13 protein-coding genes are annotated in these 15,634 nt (G+C 66.3%); 10 read left to right on the plus strand and 3 right to left on the minus strand.

All coding sequences use genetic code 11. The annotated features are described in order from the left end of the window. Positions 1-5: 5 nt before the first annotated feature. Genes IB259_RS04715 through IB259_RS04725 form a run of 3 tightly spaced genes read left to right on the plus strand, consistent with a single transcriptional unit; the run spans position 6 to position 2,927 of the window. Positions 6-1,337, plus strand: coding sequence for an MFS transporter (locus tag IB259_RS04715; RefSeq protein WP_175181070.1), 1,332 nt, complete (start codon positions 6-8; stop codon positions 1,335-1,337). A 22-nt stretch (positions 1,338-1,359) separates the two neighbouring features. Beyond that, entirely contained in the window at positions 1,360-2,100 is a 741-nt protein-coding gene (locus IB259_RS04720; protein ID WP_225591362.1) for an SDR family NAD(P)-dependent oxidoreductase, read from the plus strand. Beyond that, the gene (locus IB259_RS04725; protein WP_225591363.1) at positions 2,097-2,927 is read left to right on the plus strand and encodes an SDR family NAD(P)-dependent oxidoreductase; all 831 of its coding nucleotides are present in this window, start codon (positions 2,097-2,099) and stop codon (positions 2,925-2,927) included. Before IB259_RS04720 ends, IB259_RS04725 begins: the two co-directional genes overlap by 4 nt. Before the next feature lie 51 nt (positions 2,928-2,978). On the opposite strand, the gene IB259_RS04730 is transcribed toward IB259_RS04725, so the two are convergent. Both IB259_RS04730 and IB259_RS04735 read right to left on the minus strand, forming a co-directional pair. Next, the gene (locus IB259_RS04730) at positions 2,979-3,200 is read right to left on the minus strand and encodes a YMGG-like glycine zipper-containing protein (protein WP_013393765.1); all 222 of its coding nucleotides are present in this window, start codon (positions 3,198-3,200) and stop codon (positions 2,979-2,981) included. 9 nt (positions 3,201-3,209) lie between these two features. After that, complete coding sequence (locus tag IB259_RS04735; RefSeq protein ID WP_082401051.1) at positions 3,210-3,617, minus strand: hypothetical protein; 408 nt, start codon at positions 3,615-3,617, stop codon at positions 3,210-3,212. A 320-nt stretch (positions 3,618-3,937) separates the two neighbouring features. On the opposite strand from IB259_RS04735, the gene IB259_RS04740 reads away from it, so the two are divergent. The 4 genes from IB259_RS04740 to IB259_RS04755 all read left to right on the plus strand — a co-directional run bounded on the left by IB259_RS04740 (position 3,938) and on the right by IB259_RS04755 (position 9,082). Continuing rightward, the gene (locus IB259_RS04740) at positions 3,938-6,400 is read left to right on the plus strand and encodes a penicillin acylase family protein (protein ID WP_192327825.1); all 2,463 of its coding nucleotides are present in this window, start codon (positions 3,938-3,940) and stop codon (positions 6,398-6,400) included. Between the two features lie 251 nt (positions 6,401-6,651). Next, the gene (locus IB259_RS04745; RefSeq protein ID WP_192327829.1) at positions 6,652-7,284 is read left to right on the plus strand and encodes a class I SAM-dependent methyltransferase; all 633 of its coding nucleotides are present in this window, start codon (positions 6,652-6,654) and stop codon (positions 7,282-7,284) included. 212 nt (positions 7,285-7,496) lie between these two features. After that, entirely contained in the window at positions 7,497-8,744 is a 1,248-nt protein-coding gene (locus IB259_RS04750; protein ID WP_192327832.1) for a sulfite oxidase, read from the plus strand. After that, positions 8,741-9,082 carry a cytochrome c gene (locus IB259_RS04755; protein ID WP_125471313.1) on the plus strand — a complete coding sequence of 114 codons (342 nt, stop codon included), beginning with the start codon at positions 8,741-8,743 and terminating at the stop codon, positions 9,080-9,082. The genes IB259_RS04750 and IB259_RS04755 overlap by 4 nt, the downstream gene beginning before the upstream one ends. Positions 9,083-9,125: 43 nt before the next feature. Here IB259_RS04755 and IB259_RS04760 read toward each other — a convergent pair whose 3' ends face one another. Continuing rightward, the gene (locus tag IB259_RS04760; RefSeq protein WP_125471312.1) at positions 9,126-9,692 is read right to left on the minus strand and encodes a TetR/AcrR family transcriptional regulator; all 567 of its coding nucleotides are present in this window, start codon (positions 9,690-9,692) and stop codon (positions 9,126-9,128) included. A gap of 198 nt (positions 9,693-9,890) precedes the next feature. Here IB259_RS04760 and IB259_RS04765 point away from each other — a divergent pair, with 198 nt between their 5' ends. The 3 genes from IB259_RS04765 to IB259_RS04775 are packed head-to-tail and all read left to right on the plus strand — an operon-like array spanning position 9,891 to position 15,625. Continuing rightward, positions 9,891-11,012: an efflux RND transporter periplasmic adaptor subunit gene (locus IB259_RS04765; RefSeq protein ID WP_125471311.1), complete on the plus strand. Its 1,122-nt coding sequence runs from the start codon at positions 9,891-9,893 to the stop codon at positions 11,010-11,012. 18 nt (positions 11,013-11,030) lie between these two features. Then, entirely contained in the window at positions 11,031-14,174 is a 3,144-nt protein-coding gene (locus IB259_RS04770; protein ID WP_192327835.1) for an efflux RND transporter permease subunit, read from the plus strand. A 5-nt stretch (positions 14,175-14,179) separates the two neighbouring features. Then, on the plus strand, positions 14,180-15,625 hold the full coding sequence (locus IB259_RS04775; protein WP_304503460.1) for an efflux transporter outer membrane subunit: 1,446 nt from the start codon (positions 14,180-14,182) through the stop codon (positions 15,623-15,625). The last annotated feature ends 9 nt before the right edge of the window (positions 15,626-15,634 follow it).

A 15,634-nucleotide genomic window follows, 5' to 3' on the forward strand; every position in this document is an offset into this window, starting at 1 on the left:
TAATGATGGAGACACAGGACCGCCAACGCCGCCACGCTTCGCTGCGCGCGGCGGCCGTGGGCAATGCCCTGGAATGGTTCGACTGGACCTTGTACGGCACGTTCTCGGCCTATCTGGCCATGAACCTGTTCGACCCGTCCGACCGCGGTTCGGCGCTGCTGGCCACGCTGGCCGTGTTCGCGGGCGGATTCCTGGCGCGGCCGATCGGCGGCTGGCTGTTCGGCCGCATCGGCGACCGCTACGGCCGCAAGTTCACGCTGGTCCTGACCATGTGCCTGCTGGCCCTGACCAGCCTGGCGATCGCGCTGCTGCCCACCTATGAGCAGGCCGGCGTGCTGGCTTCGGTATTGCTTTTCATCTGCCGCCTGATGCAGGGGCTGGCGCATGGCGGCGAGTCTGGCGTGGCCTATACCTATGTTGCCGAAATCGCGCCGCCGGCCAAACGCGGGCTGTGGTCGAGTTCAGTGTTCGTCAGCGTGACCATCGGCGTCATGGCCGCGACCGCGCTGGCGGCGTTGCTGACGTCCTGGCTGGGCAAGCCCGCGATGGAAGCCTGGGGCTGGCGCGTGGGCTTTGGCGTGGGGGCGCTGCTGGGCGTCTACGCGCTGTTCCTGCGCCGCAGCGCAAGCGAAAGCGAGGTCTTCGAACACAGCGCGGAGCAGGGCGGTACGCAGAAGGTGTCGGCGCGGCAGGCCTTGAAGATCGCCCGCAACATCGTGATGATCGCCGCGGCGTCCAACGCCACGTATTACACCTGGGTCACCTTCGCGCCGGCCACGGCCATCGCGACCAAGGGCATGGATCCGGCGGGCGCCTACACGGCCAGCCTGATCGCGCAGTTGGTGTGCCTGTTGTGGCTGCCGGTCTGCGGCTGGCTGGCGGACCGCTACGGCCGCAAGCCGATGGTGATGGCCTTCGGCCTGGGCGTGGCGCTGGCGGTGTTCCCGGTATCGCACATCGTGACCGACCAGCCCTGGACGCTGTTCGTGGGGCAGTTGATAGGCCTCCTGGTTTGGGCGCTGCTGGCGGCGATCTTCCCCGCCGTGGTGGCCGAACAGGTGCCGACCGGCGCGCGCGCCATGGGCGTGGGCTTCATCTCTTCGCTGTCGGTCGCGATCTTTGGCGGCACCGCGCCCTACATCAATGCCTGGCTGGGCGCCCAAGGGCTGGATTGGGTCTACACGGCCTACGTGGGGGCGCTGGGGCTGATGGCGTTTGCCGGCGCCTTCCTCATCAAGGAGACGGCGGGCATGGACCTGAACGACATCCGCCTGCCGGGCGAGGAAGCCGGCAACACAGCAGTCAACAAGGCCGCCAAGCGCGCGGCATTCAACTGAACTCCAATTTTTTCATCATCACATGAGCAAAATGAACTATCCGGATCTGGCAGGGAAAATCGCGGTTGTCACGGGGGCCGGGGGCGGTATTGGACGCGCCATGGCGGCGGCGTTCCGCCAGCAGGGCGCGACCGTGGTCGCCACCGACCTGGACCTTGGGGCGCTGTCCGGCGTGGACGCGGATTGCCGCCAACTGGACGTCACGCAAGCGCAGGCGGTACGCGCACTGGCCGACGCGGTGGCTGCCCAGTACGGCGCGCTGGACGTGTGGGTCAACAACGCCGGCTTCATGGCCCGCATGCCCGCCCTGGACCTGGACGAAGCCGCATGGCAACGCACCATGGACATCAACCTGAAAGGCACGTTCTTCGGCGCGCAGGCGGCTGCGCGCCACATGATCGCGCAAGGCAGCGGCGCCATCATCAACCTGTCCAGCTATGCCGGCGTCAAGCCGCGCCCGAACTGCGCCGACTATGCGGCTGCCAAGGCCGGCGTGGCCCATCTGACCCAATGCCTGGCGCTGGAGTGGAGCCCCAAGGGGCTGCGCGTCAACGCCATTGCGCCCGGCTTCATCGAAACGCCGATGAGCAGCTGGATGCACGCCGACGCCGCCACCTTTGCCGAATACGTGGAGCGCCTGCCGGCGCGCCGCGTGGGCCAGCCGTCCGAGATCGCCGACGCGGCGCTGTATCTGGCTTCGCAGGCATCCGGCTATGTCACTGGTCACGTGCTGATGGTCGACGGCGGAGTGTCCAAGACATGAGCGACGACAAGGACGTGGCATCGTGGTGGAACGGCAAGGCGGCCGTCGTGACGGGCGCGGCCAGAGGGCAGGGCGCGGCCGAGGCGCTGCGCCTGTTGCAGGCCGGCGCAACCGTCTACGCGCTGGACGTCTTGCCCGAAAGCGATGCGACCTGGGCGGAGTTGCGCGCGGCGGCGGGCGCGGATGCCGAACGGCTGCGCATCCGGGTCGCGGACGTGGCCCGCGAATCCGATTGGCTGGCGTTGGCCGATGAGATTTCGGCTGCGGGCGTGCCGCTCTACGGCCTGGTCAACAACGCTGGCGTGACCCTGCGCAAAACCGTGACCGAGACCACGCACGCGGAATGGCGGCGCCTGCTGGACATCAATCTGGACGGGCCATTCCTCGCCATCCGCAACCTGGCCGCACTGATGCCGCAGGGCGCGGCCATCGTCAATACGTCGTCGACGGCGGGGCTTACCGGCTACTTCAGCGCAGCCTACACCGCCAGCAAGTGGGCCCTGCGCGGCCTGACGCGGGCGGCATCGCTGGAACTGGCGGGGCGGGGCATACGCGTCAACACCGTATGCCCCGGCCTGGTGGAAACGCCGATGATCATGCAGCCCAATGCCGTGCATGACGCCGGCCGGGCGCGCCTGTTCTATGAAGGCAACCGCGACGCCACGCCGCTGTCGCGCGGCGCGGATGCCGATGAGATCGCGGCGGCGGTAATGTTCCTGTTGGGGCCCGAGGCTTCGTTCATCACCGGCGCGGACCTGCCGGTCGACGGCGGCATGACGGGAGGAGGCGTGTACTGGCGGATCGGCAAGTCCACCGGCAATCTGTAGCCGCAGTCCCGGGCCGCGGCCCGGGGCTGGCCATTGCGCAAGGGCGGAGGCTTAGTGCTTGTCGCCGTAGATATTGCCGGCAATGCCGCCGGCGGCGGCGCCGATGGCGGCCCCAGTCCAGCCGCTGCCGCCCGCGATGGCGGCAATGCCCGCGCCGGCCGCGGCGCCGATGGCCGCGCCCGACAGGGTGCCTTGCTGCTTGGAACTCATGTTGGTGCAGGCTACCAGCGACCCCATCATGAGGCCTATGGCGATCGATCGGATGACTTTCATGGTTGACTCCTAGCGGGCGCGCTTGGCGGGAGCGGCCGGCGTGGCCGGCGCCGCGGGCGCGACGATTTCGAACCAGAGCGTTTCGACCACGGGGCGGTCCATCCGGGTCGGATTGGCCGCGTACCAGCTATCCAGCCGTTCGCGCACCGAATCGAGCGTATGGCTCTGCAAACCCTTGGCGAAACGCGGGATCAGCGTCTGGTTGTCCGCCGGCGCGCGGCGCTGCTGATAGGCCTGCTCCACCTGGATGAGGTTCGCCATGCCCAGCAGGTAGGCCTTCTTCAGATTCGCGTCGGACTCCGACCATTGCTTGCCGGTGATGATGGGCGCCGGGTCGGTAGGCGCCGCTACCACCGGCGCGGCGACCAGCAGTGACAGCGCAAGGGCTGCCGGGCCTAACAGGTGTTTCACTTTCATCATATCGCTCCTTGGTGGAACAAAAGACAGAAAAACAACCAGAACGCCATGCGCGCAGTTCGCTTGCAATGGCCAAGCGCCAGGCGACCAGATCAATTTAGGCTTGAAAGCATGCTTGCGCAAGAGGCGTGCCGCTCTGCCATCGGGCTTCAACACGGACCTGGCGCAGACGTTACCGATTCTGGCAAGCCTGTTCAAATGAAACAGCGTTCGCCGCCTTTGGAATTTCGCTGTACATATTGCTAGCTGTCGCGTCGGGCGGCATGGCCCCCTCGATGCCGGCAGGCACATAGAAGACAAATAAACCCGAGGAGGAGTCAATGCGTACGTTCAATCGCAGGGCCGCGGCATTCCTGGCGAGCGGGCTGATTGCAGTGCTGGCAGGCTGCGCGTCGCCCGGAGGCAAGAAAGAAACCGTCGATATGAAGGGGCTGTCCCAGCCAGTGGAGATCGTGCGCGACCGCCACGGCGTGTCCCACATCTACGCGCAGAACCAGGATGACCTGTTCTTCGCCCAAGGCTTCAACGCGGCGCGCGACCGCCTCTGGCAACTGGACCTCTGGCGCCGCCAGGGCGAGGGCAAGATGGCCGAACAGTTCGGTCCGCGCTTTGTCGAGCAGGACCGCGCGGCTCGCCTGTTCCTGTACCGCGGCGACATGCAGGCCGAATTCGCCAGCTACCACCCGCAGGGCAAGGCGATCCTCACGTCCTTCGCGGCGGGCATCAATGCCTACATCGATTGGGTCAAGGCGAATCCCGATCAGATGCCGCCGGAATTCAAGCTGACCGGCACCGAGCCCGGCTATTGGAGCCCCGAGACCTCGCTCATCCGCATCTATGGCCTGACCCGCAATCTCAACGAAGAGGTGCGGATGGCGCAACGCGTCGCGGCGCTGGGCCTGAACGCCGTGCAGGGACTCAGCACCTTCGAGCCGCCGCTGGCGCTGCAGGTGCCTGCCGGACTGGACGTGCGCGACGTCGACAGCAAGGTCCTGGGCGACTACAACCTGGCGCGCAACGGCCAGAAATTCGTCGCCGCCGACTTCCCGCGCAGCCCGCTCGCGGCCGCCGAGCGCGAAAAACTTGCGCAGGAATTGTCCGCGAATCTGCTGGCGTCGCTGGATCCGGCGTTCGACCCCATGGCGACCCGCTACGAGAGCAACAACTGGACCATAGCCGGCCAGCATACGGCCAGCGGCAAGCCCATCCTCGCGGGCGATCCGCACCGGTCCATCACCATGCCGTCGCTGCGCTACATGGTGCACCTGAACGCGCCGGGCTGGAACGTGATCGGCGCGGGCGAGCCGGCGCTGCCCGGCGTGTCCATGGGCCACAACGACCGCATCGCTTTCGGGCTGACGATCTTCGCCTTTGGCGACGAAGAAGACCTGTACGTCTACGACACCAATCCAGCCAGGCCGGACGAATACCGCTACAACGGCCGCTGGGAAAAGATGCGCCAGGTGGATGAGTCGATCCCCGTGCGCGGGCAGGCAGCGGCAACGCGCCAGCTGAAGTTCACCCGCCACGGCCCGGTGATCTACGTGGATCCGGTGAAGCGCAAGGCCTACGCCTTGCGCGCGGCCTATCTGGAATTTCCCGGAACCGCGGCCTATCTGGCCAGCCTGCGGCTGAACCAGGCGCAGAACTGGAACGAGTTCGTCGCCGGCATGGAAAAGCACTACACGCCCAGCGAGAACATGGTGTATGCCGACGTGGACGGCAACATCGGCTGGTTCGGCGGCAGCATCGCGCCGATACGCCCGCGCGCGGATTGGTCCGGCATGCTCCCCGTGCCCGGCAATGGCGAGTTCGAATGGCGCGGCGTCCTGCCGGGCAGCGCGCTGCCCCGCGCCTACAACCCTCCTGAGGGCTATGTCGCCACCGCCAACGAATACAACCTGCCGGCCGACTACCGCTACAAGGACATGTCCGCCCGCACCTGGGCCGAACCCTACCGCGTGCAGCGCATACGCGAGGTGCTGGCCGACAGCAAGGGGCAGACGGTCCAGAGTTCGCAGGCGCTGCAGTACGACAACCTGTCCATTCCGGCGCGCACGCTGACGGGCTACGCGAAGTCGCTGAATTCGGCCGATCCCGCGACGTCGCAGGCCTTGAGCATGCTGAAGGACTGGGACGCCCGGGTGGGAACGGAATCGCGCGCGGCCACGGTGTACGAGTTCTGGCTGCCCGAGGTCGTCAAGCGCGTGACTGAACTCTACGTGCCTGCCAACGGCCGGGCCGCCTTCGGCAATCTGTCCACCGCCAAAACGCTGGAGAAGCTGGCCACGCCGGACAGCGCTTTCGGTGCGCAGCCGCAGCAGGGCCGTGACGCGCTGCTGCTGCAGGCGCTGAACGACGGCTTGCAGAAGCTGCGCGCCAAGTTGGGACCGGATTCCTCGCAATGGCAGTGGGGCAAGCTGCATCACATCCAGTTCGAGCACAGCCTGGCCAGCCTGTTGCCCGAGGCCACCGCCAATGCCTACGGCACGCCGCGCTATCCGGTCAGCGGCGACAACGACACCGTGCACCGCGCCACCTTCCGCGCCAGCGACTTCCGCCAGACCAGCGGCGCGTCATACCGCCAGGTGATCGACGTGGCCGACTGGGACAACTCGCGCATGCAGAACGTGCCGGGACAATCCGCCGACCCGCGCAGCCCGTATTACCAGAACCTGCTCAAGGACTGGGCAACGGGCGAGTATTTCCCCATGGCGTTCAGCCGCGCCAAGGTGGATAGCGAGAAGGCGGGTACCTTGAATCTGCGCCCGGTACAGCGCTGATTCAGGCCAGCCTGCCGGCGGAGCGCCGTTCGATCAGCGTGGCCTCGCTGATCGAACGGCGCAATAACGCAGGGCAGGAGAGAGTTATGCAACTTAAACTCTCCGCGTGCGGCCGCGCATGGGCGCGGCGGGCGTGCCTTTCAAGACCGAATTGACAAGGGTGCTTACCGACGGTTGCGGGTGCGGCGGGGCTTGCGCAGTTAAGGTTTTGGGGTCGCACGGCATTCCCGATCCAGGAGACTGAGGCCCCCATGCATTCCACGCAATCCTACAAGACCGTTATCCCGCGCCAGTCCGCGAGCCGCTCGCCGTTGGGCTGGCTGCAGGAGCGTACGCAGTTCGTCCGGGCGCTGCTGTCCAATCCCGCGGCCATAGGCGCTGTGGCGCCGTCCGGCCCGGCACTGGCAGCGGCCATCACCGCCTGCATACCGCCCGGCGCGGGCAAAGTCCTGGAGCTGGGCTGCGGCACAGGTGTTTTTACCCGCGAAATGCTGCGCCGGGGCGTGGATCCGGCCAACCTGGTGCTGGTCGAACAGGACATGGCCATGAGCAGCAGCTTGCAGGCGCAGTTTCCGGAGGCAGCGGTGCTACGGGTGCCGGCGCAGGAACTCTGCCGCAAGCGCCATCCCGAGATGGATGGCATCGGCGCCGCCATCTGCGGCCTGCCGTTGCGCAACATGAGCCAGGCGCATCACCAACAACTGCTGGCCGCCGTGTTCGACGCGCTGCCGGCAGAGGGCTCGATGGCGCTATTCACCTATGGCGTGCGTTGTCCGATATCCGCCAGTGTGCTGGAGGCTTGCGGCTTGCAGGCCAGCAAGGTCGGGTTCGTGCCGCTGAACCTGCCGCCAGCGTCGGTGTACAGCCTGGCCCGGCGGGCCTAGGCCGCGCCGGCTGGCATGGGCTCGTCCTATCCAAATGGGCTAGGGCAGGGTATTGCAAATAACTAATTGACACGAAAAGATCGCTCAACCAACATCGCAGTCATAACTATTGGCGGCCTGGGACACGTGCGTGCGGGGTAGACAGCCACGTCGTAGCAGGCCGGCAGGGTTCTGGAACACCAACGATTCCGGACCCCAACGAGGAGACTGCAATGCGTTCATCCCTGATCGAGAGCGCGGCGCGGCGGCGCCTGTTGGCTGGCGGCGCCAGCGCGCTGGCCGCAGCGGGCCTGGGACGCGCGGCCTTGGCCGCGGAACAGAAAGCCGCGCCAGCCGCGGCTGCGCCACCGGCCCCGGCATCCGCCGCCAAGCCGCTGCCGGCCTACGCGGCCTGGAAGCAGCCCGATGCGATGATCGTGCACAGCGCCAACACCATAGAAACGCGGCGCGAGGCATTCGGCAGCGGGGTGGTCACGCCGCTGCGCCAACTCTACGTGCGCAACAATCTGCCGCCGCCCGACGAGTCCATCGTGGCCGACCGCGATGCGTGGGTCGTCGAAATCGCCGGCGTGGCCAAGCCCATGTCGCTGAGCGTGGGGCAGCTGAAAAGCATGGGCCTGCAGACGCTGGCGATGGTCTTGCAGTGTTCGGGCAATGGCCGCGGCTATTTCCCCAACAAACCCAGCGGCACGCCTTGGCAGGTCGGCGCGGCTGGCTGCGTGATCTGGAGCGGTTTGCCGGTCAGCGTCCTGGTCGAGCATTGCGGCGGACTGGAGGCGGCCGCCGTGTACATGACCGGCACCGGCGGCGAGAAGCTGCCCGACGGCCTGGATCCGAACATGGTCATGGTCGAGCGTTCTGTACCCAAGGAAGCGATGCGGGATGCGCTCCTGGCGTGGGAGCTGAACGGCGAGCCGATCCCGCTGGCTCATGGCGGCCCCTTGCGCCTGATCGTGCCGGGCTACACGGGCGTGAACAGCGTCAAATACATCAAGCGGCTGGCCTTCACCGAAAAGGAAAGCCCGGCCGCCATCCAGCAGACCGGCTATCGCCTGGCGCCGCCGGGCCAGAAGGGAGATCCCGGCCAACCCTCGGTCTGGGCCATGGGCGTGAAGTCGTGGATCAATACGCCCAATCCGGCCACATCTACCTTGAAGGCAGGGCGCGTGGTGGTGCAGGGGGTGGCGTTTGGCGGCACCAACGGCATCAAGCAGGTCGAGGTTTCGATCGACGGCGGCAAGAGCTGGCGGAAAGCGGAACTGGTCGGCCCCGATCTCGGGCGTTATGCGTGGCGCCAGTTCGCATTGCCGGTGGAGTTGGCGGCCGGTGAACATGTGCTCGTCAGCCGCGCGACCGATACCGAGGGGCGGGTACAGGAAGAAGAACGTCCACAGAATTCCGGCGGCTATATCAACAGCAGTTGGCGCGATCATGCCGTGGCGGTGGTGGCCAAGGCATGACGGCGAAAACGCTGGCATCGCCTTGGAAGAGCGCGTTGAGCGCCGGATTGCTGAGCACCATCCTGTCTGGTCCCGCGCAGGCAGCCGAACCCGACATGGAGGCTGGCCGCGCCTTGTTTGTCGGCGCGACGCCAGCCTGTGCGATTTGCCATACCTTGAACGACGCGCAGTCCAGCGGCGCCATCGGCCCCAAGCTCGATGAGCTCAAGCCCGATGCGGCGCGCGTGGAGATGGCCATCCGCAATGGCATCGGCCAAATGCCGGCTTACACGACCTTGTCGGACAAGGAAATCGAGACGCTGGCGGCCTATGTGGCCAAGGCTACCGGCGCGCAATAGTGAACCCGCCGGAATCGCGGCGGGAACGCGCGAGACTCGAACCTTAGGAGGCCGCGTTGACCGCCCCTTCCAGAAAGAGCTTCTGCACCATCGACGCCATCCCGAGCGGCGCAATTTCCCCGCGCTGAGCGGCATCCATCGCCGCATACAACATATAGTCGTACGCTCTGACCAGCCACAGGGCAGGCACGTCTATGCGGAAGACACCGGCCTTCTGGCCGTTCAGGAAGAAGGTCTCCAGCGCTTCTCCGTAGAACGAGGGTATCGGTACGTTGGCGTCCTCGGTTCTCGCATCGATTACGCGGATCCACTCGGCGTGATTCCAGAACAGGTAGTACTCCCGGCCCTGGACCACCGCTTCGGTCAGTCGTTGCAGCGCCGCGGCATGGGGCGGCGTCTGCAGGTCCGCCCGGGCCAGCGCATCCTGCAGGTGTTGGGTTGCCCGCTCCATGAGCAGGTCGATGACCCCCTCGCGGGTGGGCGATATCCGGTACAGCGTGGCCTTGCTGATCCCGGCGCTGCGCGCCAGTTGTTGCAGGTTGGCCCTGGGCTGTTGCGAGACGGACAGGGCCAATGCCCGAGCAAGTTTGTCGTCGAGGCCTTCAGACATGGGAGTTCTCCTGGCGACCGATGTTGATGAGTCTTTTTAAATTCAATTGTGGTGAAAAACACACGCATTAAGTCTACTACGAATCTAAAGAGTCTACGAAATATCGAATGAATCGATATTGACTCATTTAAATCTAATAAGTACTATCGGGTCCTCGATCGCCTCAGCCTGAGGCGGCAATGGATGTCAGAGGACTACATGACCCGATTCAGAGCCAGCGCCATGGCGCTATGCCTACTCGCCGTTCTCGCCGGGTGCGGCAAGCCGGAACCGCAAGCGGCGCAGGTGCCGCCCATCGAAGTGGAGCCGCTGGTCATTGCTCCTCGGCCCCAGGCGATCATGGTCGACTTGCCCGGGCGGATTTCGCCCGTGCGCGTAGCCGAAGTGCGCGCCCGGGTGGCGGGCATCGTCCAGAAGCGGCACTTCGACGAAGGGGCCACGGTGAAGGAGGGCGATCTGCTTTTCACGATCGAGCCTGCGCCATTGGACGCGGCGCTGGGCCGTGCACGAGGCGCGCTGGCGCGGGCCCAGGCCCAGGTCAAGCAGGCCCAGGCTTTGGTCAGCCGGTATCAACCGCTGGTCAAGATCGAGGCGGTCAGCCGGCAGGAATATGACGACGCGCTGGCCGCGCTGCAGACCGCGCAGGCCAATCAACAGTCGGCCCAGGCGGACGTCAAGACCGCGCAGCTGGACCTGGGCTACGCCAGCGTGCGTGCGCCCATCTCGGGCCGCATCGGCCGCGGCCTGGTGACCGAAGGCAGCCTGGTCGGCCAGGGCGAATCGACGCCCATGGCGCTGATCCAGCAGATTGATCCCATCTATGCGGACTTCCGGCAGCCCGTCAATGCGGTGCTCAAACTGCGCGAGGCAGTCGCGGGCGGCCAGATGCAGGCTGGCGGCCAGGCCGAATCGGCGGTGAGCGTGCGTGTCGACGGCACGAACTACACGGCCCAGGGCAAGCTGCTGTTCTCCGACGTCTCCGTGGACCCGGGCACGGGCCAGGTGCTGCTGCGCGGCGAGTTCAGCAATCCCGACGGATCGCTGCTGCCGGGCATGTATGTGCGCGTCAGCGCCGAGCAGGGCATGGACCGGAACGCGATCTTCGTGCCCCAGCGGGCCGTCATGCGCGGCGCCGACGGGCAAGCCAAGCTGCTGCTGGTATCGGCCGAGGGCCAGGCGGAGGAGCGCACGGTGCAGACCGGCGCGATGCAGGGTACGGAGTGGCAGATCACGCAGGGGTTGGCGGCGGGCGACAAGGTCATCGTGGAAGGCGCCGCCAAGATCCCCGCCGGCACGCCCGTGACCGTCAAGAAACCTTGAGCCCGGACGGATCTCATCATGCCGAACTTCTTCATCCAGCGGCCCAACTTCGCGTTGGTCATCGCGATCTTCATTTCCCTGGCGGGCCTGCTCGCCATCTTTGCGCTGCCCGTGGCGCAGTACCCCAGTGTTGCGCCGCCGCAGGTCATCATCAAGGCGACCTATCCGGGCGCATCCGCCGAAGTCATCAACAACACCGTCATCAGCCTGATCGAGGAAGAGCTCAACGGCGCCAAGGGCCTGCTGTACTACGAGTCGCAGAGCAACAGCTCGGGTGTGGCGGAAACCACGGTGACTTTCGAGCCGGGCACCAATCCCGACCTGGCGCAGGTGGACGTGCAGAACCGCATCAAGCGGGTGGAGTCGCGCCTGCCCCAAGCGGTCATCCAGCAGGGCCTGCAGCTCGAGCAGGCCAGTTCCAGCTTCTTGCTGATCTACGCGCTGACGTACAAGGACGCGGGCAAGGACCAGGTGGGCCTCGCGGACTACGCAGCCCGCAACATCAACAATGAAATCAGGCGCGTGCCGGGCGTGGGCCGGGTGCAGATGTTCGCGGCCGAACGGGCGCTGCGCATCTGGATCGATCCGGCCAAGCTGGTCGGCTACGGCTTGTCGGTAGACGAGGTCAACAAGGCCATCGCCGCGCAGAACGTCCAGGTCTCGGGCGGCTCAACGGGTGAACAGCCCAGTCCCGCGACGCAGGAAATCACCGCGAGCATCATGGTCCAGGGCCAGCTCACGAGCATTCCCGAGTTCGAAGGCATCGTGCTGCGCGCCAATGCGGACGGTTCCACGGTGCGACTGGGCGACGTCGCCCGCATCGAGCTGGGACGCCAGGACTACCGCTTGTCCAGCCGCCTGAACGGCCAGCCGGCGGCGGCCATGGGCGTGCAGCTCGCGCCCGGCGCCAACGCGCTGGAAACCGCCAAGGGCATCAAGGCGCGCCTGGCCGAACTGTCCAAGAACTTCCCCGGCGACATCGAGTACAGCGTGCCGTTCGATACCTCGATCTTCGTCGAGGTGGCCATCTCCAAGGTGTTGATGACCCTGGCCGAGGCCGTCGTCCTGGTGTTTTTGGTGATGCTGCTGTTCCTGCAGAATTTCCGCTACACGCTGATTCCGACTATCGTCGTGCCCATCTGTCTGTTGGGCACGCTGGCGGTCATGCTGCCGCTGGGGTTCTCCGTCAACATGATGACCATGTTCGGCATGGTGCTGGCGATCGGCATCCTGGTGGACGACGCGATCGTGGTGGTCGAGAACGTGGAACGTTTGATGGCCGACGAGGGGCTTTCGCCCAAGGAAGCGACCATCAAGGCCATGGGGCAGATCAGCGGCGCGATCGTGGGCATCACGCTGGTGCTGGCGGCGGTGTTCCTGCCGCTGGCCTTCATGACGGGCTCCGTCGGCGTGATCTACCGCCAATTCTCGGTGTCGCTGGCGGTGTCGATCCTGTTCTCGGGCTTCCTGGCGCTGACTCTGACGCCGGCGCTCAGCATCCTGTTGCTCAAGCCAATCGAAAAAGGGCACCACGAGAAGAAGGGCTTCTTCGGCTGGTTCAACCGGGTGTTTGCGCGCATGACCGAGCGCTACTCGGCCATCAATGCCCGCCTGCTTGCCCGCACCGGCCGCATGATGCTGCTGTACGCCGTCCTGGTGGGCGCGCTGGGCTACGTCTATACGAGCCTGCCGTCGGCCTTCCTGCCGACCGAGGACCAGGGCTACATGAACACCGACGTGCAGTTGCCGCCTGGCGCCACGCTGTCGCGCACATTGGAAACGACCCAGCAGTTGGAAGGCTACCTGGGCACGCGCCCGGCGGTCTCGGACGTGCTGACGCTGCAAGGCTTCAGCTTTTCCGGCCAGGGACAGAACGCGGGCCTGGGCTTTGTGATGTTCAAGGATTGGGCGCAGCGCGCCAAGGGCGAGTCGGCCATGGCAGAGGCGGACCAGGCCAACCAGGACCTTGCGGCGGTTCCCGACGGCGTGCTGTTTTCGGTGGTGCCGCCTTCGGTGGAGGGCATGGGCAATTCCTCGGGCTTTGCGTTGCGGTTGCAGGACCGCGCAGGCCTGGGCCGGGACGCCTTGCTGTCGGCCACCGAAACCCTGATGAAGAAGGTGTACGAGAATCCCAAGGTCTTCTCGTACATCCTGATCGAGGGGCTGTCCGACGCGCCCGAGCTGGACCTGCGCATCGACCGCAGCAAGGCCGAAGCCCTGGGCGTGTCGTTCGACGCCATCAACTCGGCTTTGTCCACCGCGTTCGGCTCGGCGCTGGTCAACGAATTTCCCAACCAGGGCCGCATGCAGCGCGTCATCGTGCAGGCCCAGCCCGAAAGCCGCGATACGCCGGAATCGGTGGCCAAGCTCAACGTCCTCAACCGCGCAGGCGAGCTGGTGCCGCTGGAGTCCTTCAGCGAGATCGGCTGGAAGCACGGTCCCGTCCAGTTGATCCGCTACAACGGCTATCCCAGCATCAAGCTGATCGGCGATGCCGCGGCCGGAGGCAGCACGGGCGACGCGATGAAGGAAATCGAACGCCTGATCTCGGAATTGCCTGCCGGCATCGGCTTCGAGTGGACCGGCCTGTCGTTTCAGGAAAAGGCCACGGGTTCGCAAGCCCCCATGCTGCTGGCGCTGGCGCTGCTGGTGGTGTTCCTGGTGCTGGTCGCGCTGTACGAAAGCTGGAAGATCCCCGCGTCGGTGCTGCTGATCGTGCCGGTGGGCGCGCTGGGCGCGGTGGCCGCGGTGATCGTGGCCGGCCTGCCCAACGACGTGTACTTCAAGGTGGGGCTGGTAACCATCATCGGCCTGGCTGCCAAGAACGCCATCCTGATCATCGAGTTCGCCAAGGATTTGCACGAGCAAGGGCGCACGCTGAAGGAAGCCGCGATCGAGGCCGCCCGCCTGCGGTTCCGTCCCATCGTGATGACCTCGGTGGCCTTCATCCTGGGCGTGGTGCCGCTGGTCATCGCAACGGGAGCGGGCGCCACCAGCCAGCGCGCCATCGGCACGGGCGTGCTGGGCGGCATGCTCAGCGCCACCATCCTGGGCGTGCTGTTCGTGCCCGTGTTCTTCGTCTGGACGCTATCCGTGTTCGAGCGCCGCAAGGCGCAGCCCGCGCCCAGCCAATTGGCGACCCATCAAGCAGGTGAGAAGTGAAAACGATGAACCTTACCCTCATGCGGCTCAAGCCGCTGGCCGCGGCCGCCGCTGTCGTGGCCATGCTGACGGGTTGCGCGCTGGCGCCGACCTATGAGCGGCCCGCGTCCCCCGTCTCCCAGCAGTGGGGCGCCGAAGGCCAGGCGGACTTCGCGTCCCAGCCGGGCTCGGCCGCCGCCACGCTCGACTGGCGCGGCTTCGTGACCGACCCGTCGCTGCGCGGGCTGATCGAAACCGCGCTGGCCAACAATCGGGACTTGCGCCGCGCCTTGCTCAACGTCGAGGCGGCGCGCGCGATGTACCGCGTGCAGCGGTCCGAACAATTGCCGTCCATTGGCGCCCAGGCCAGCGGCTCGCGCCAGCACAATCCGGCGGATCTGAATGCCAACGGCACCTCCGGCGTGCAGAGCGAGTGGCGCGCGGGCGTGGGCGTCACGGCCTTCGAGCTGGACCTGTTCGGCCGCGTGCGCAGCCTGTCGGAGGCGGCGCTGCAAGAGTACCTGGCCACCGAGAACGGCGCGCGCAGCGTCCGCATCAGCCTGATTGCGGAAGTGATAGAGGCCTACCTCACACGTGAAGGCGCGCGCCAACGCGGCCTGCATACCGAGCGCACGCTGGCATCGCGCGAGCAGTCGTTGCAACTGATCGCCCGGCGCCGTGCCGAAGGCGTCGGTAGCGCCCTGGACTATGAGCAGGCGAAAGGCCTGGCGGACCAGGCGCGCGCCGATCTGGCGCGCATGGAGCGGCAGTACCGGCAGTCGACCAATGCGCTGACGCTGCTGGCCGGGGTCAGCGACATGAGTCCGTACCTGGCGCCCAATGACGGCGCCGCGCCCATGCTGGTGCAGCAACTGCGTGCAGGCACGCCGTCCGAGCTGCTGGCCAACCGGCCGGACATCCTGGCCGCCGAGCATCGCTTGCGGGCGCGCAACGCCGACATAGGGGCTGCGCGTGCGGCATTTTTCCCGCGGATTTCGTTGACCGGCATGTTCGGCAGCGCCAGTTCGGACCTGTCGGACCTGTTCTCGGGCGGCCAGCGGGCCTGGTCCTTCGCGCCGCAGATCACGCTGCCCATCTTCGACGGCGGCCGCAACCAGGCCAACCTGGATCTGGCCCGGGTACGCAAGGAATCCGCGGTGGCCGAGTACGAACAGTCCATCCAGACCGCCTTCCGCGAGGTCATGGATGGCTTGGCCGCGACCGACACCTTGCGCAGGCAGGAAGATGCGTTGCGTGCGCAAACCGACAGCAGCCAGGTCGCGCTGCGCCTGTCCGAGGCGCGCTACCGCGGCGGCGTGGACAATTATCTGCGCTACCTGGATGCGCAGCGCAGCGACTTCGCCAACCAGATCGCGCTGATAGAAGTACGTACCGAGCGCCAGATCGCCTTGGCCTCGTTGTTTCGCGCGATGGGCGGGGGCTGGCGCGGTGATGCGGTAGCGCAAGAGTAGGGCGGCCGT

Origin of the sequence: Achromobacter sp. ACM04 (assembly GCF_014851465.1) — a bacterium.
Taxonomy (GTDB): domain Bacteria; phylum Pseudomonadota; class Gammaproteobacteria; order Burkholderiales; family Burkholderiaceae_B; genus Achromobacter; species Achromobacter aegrifaciens.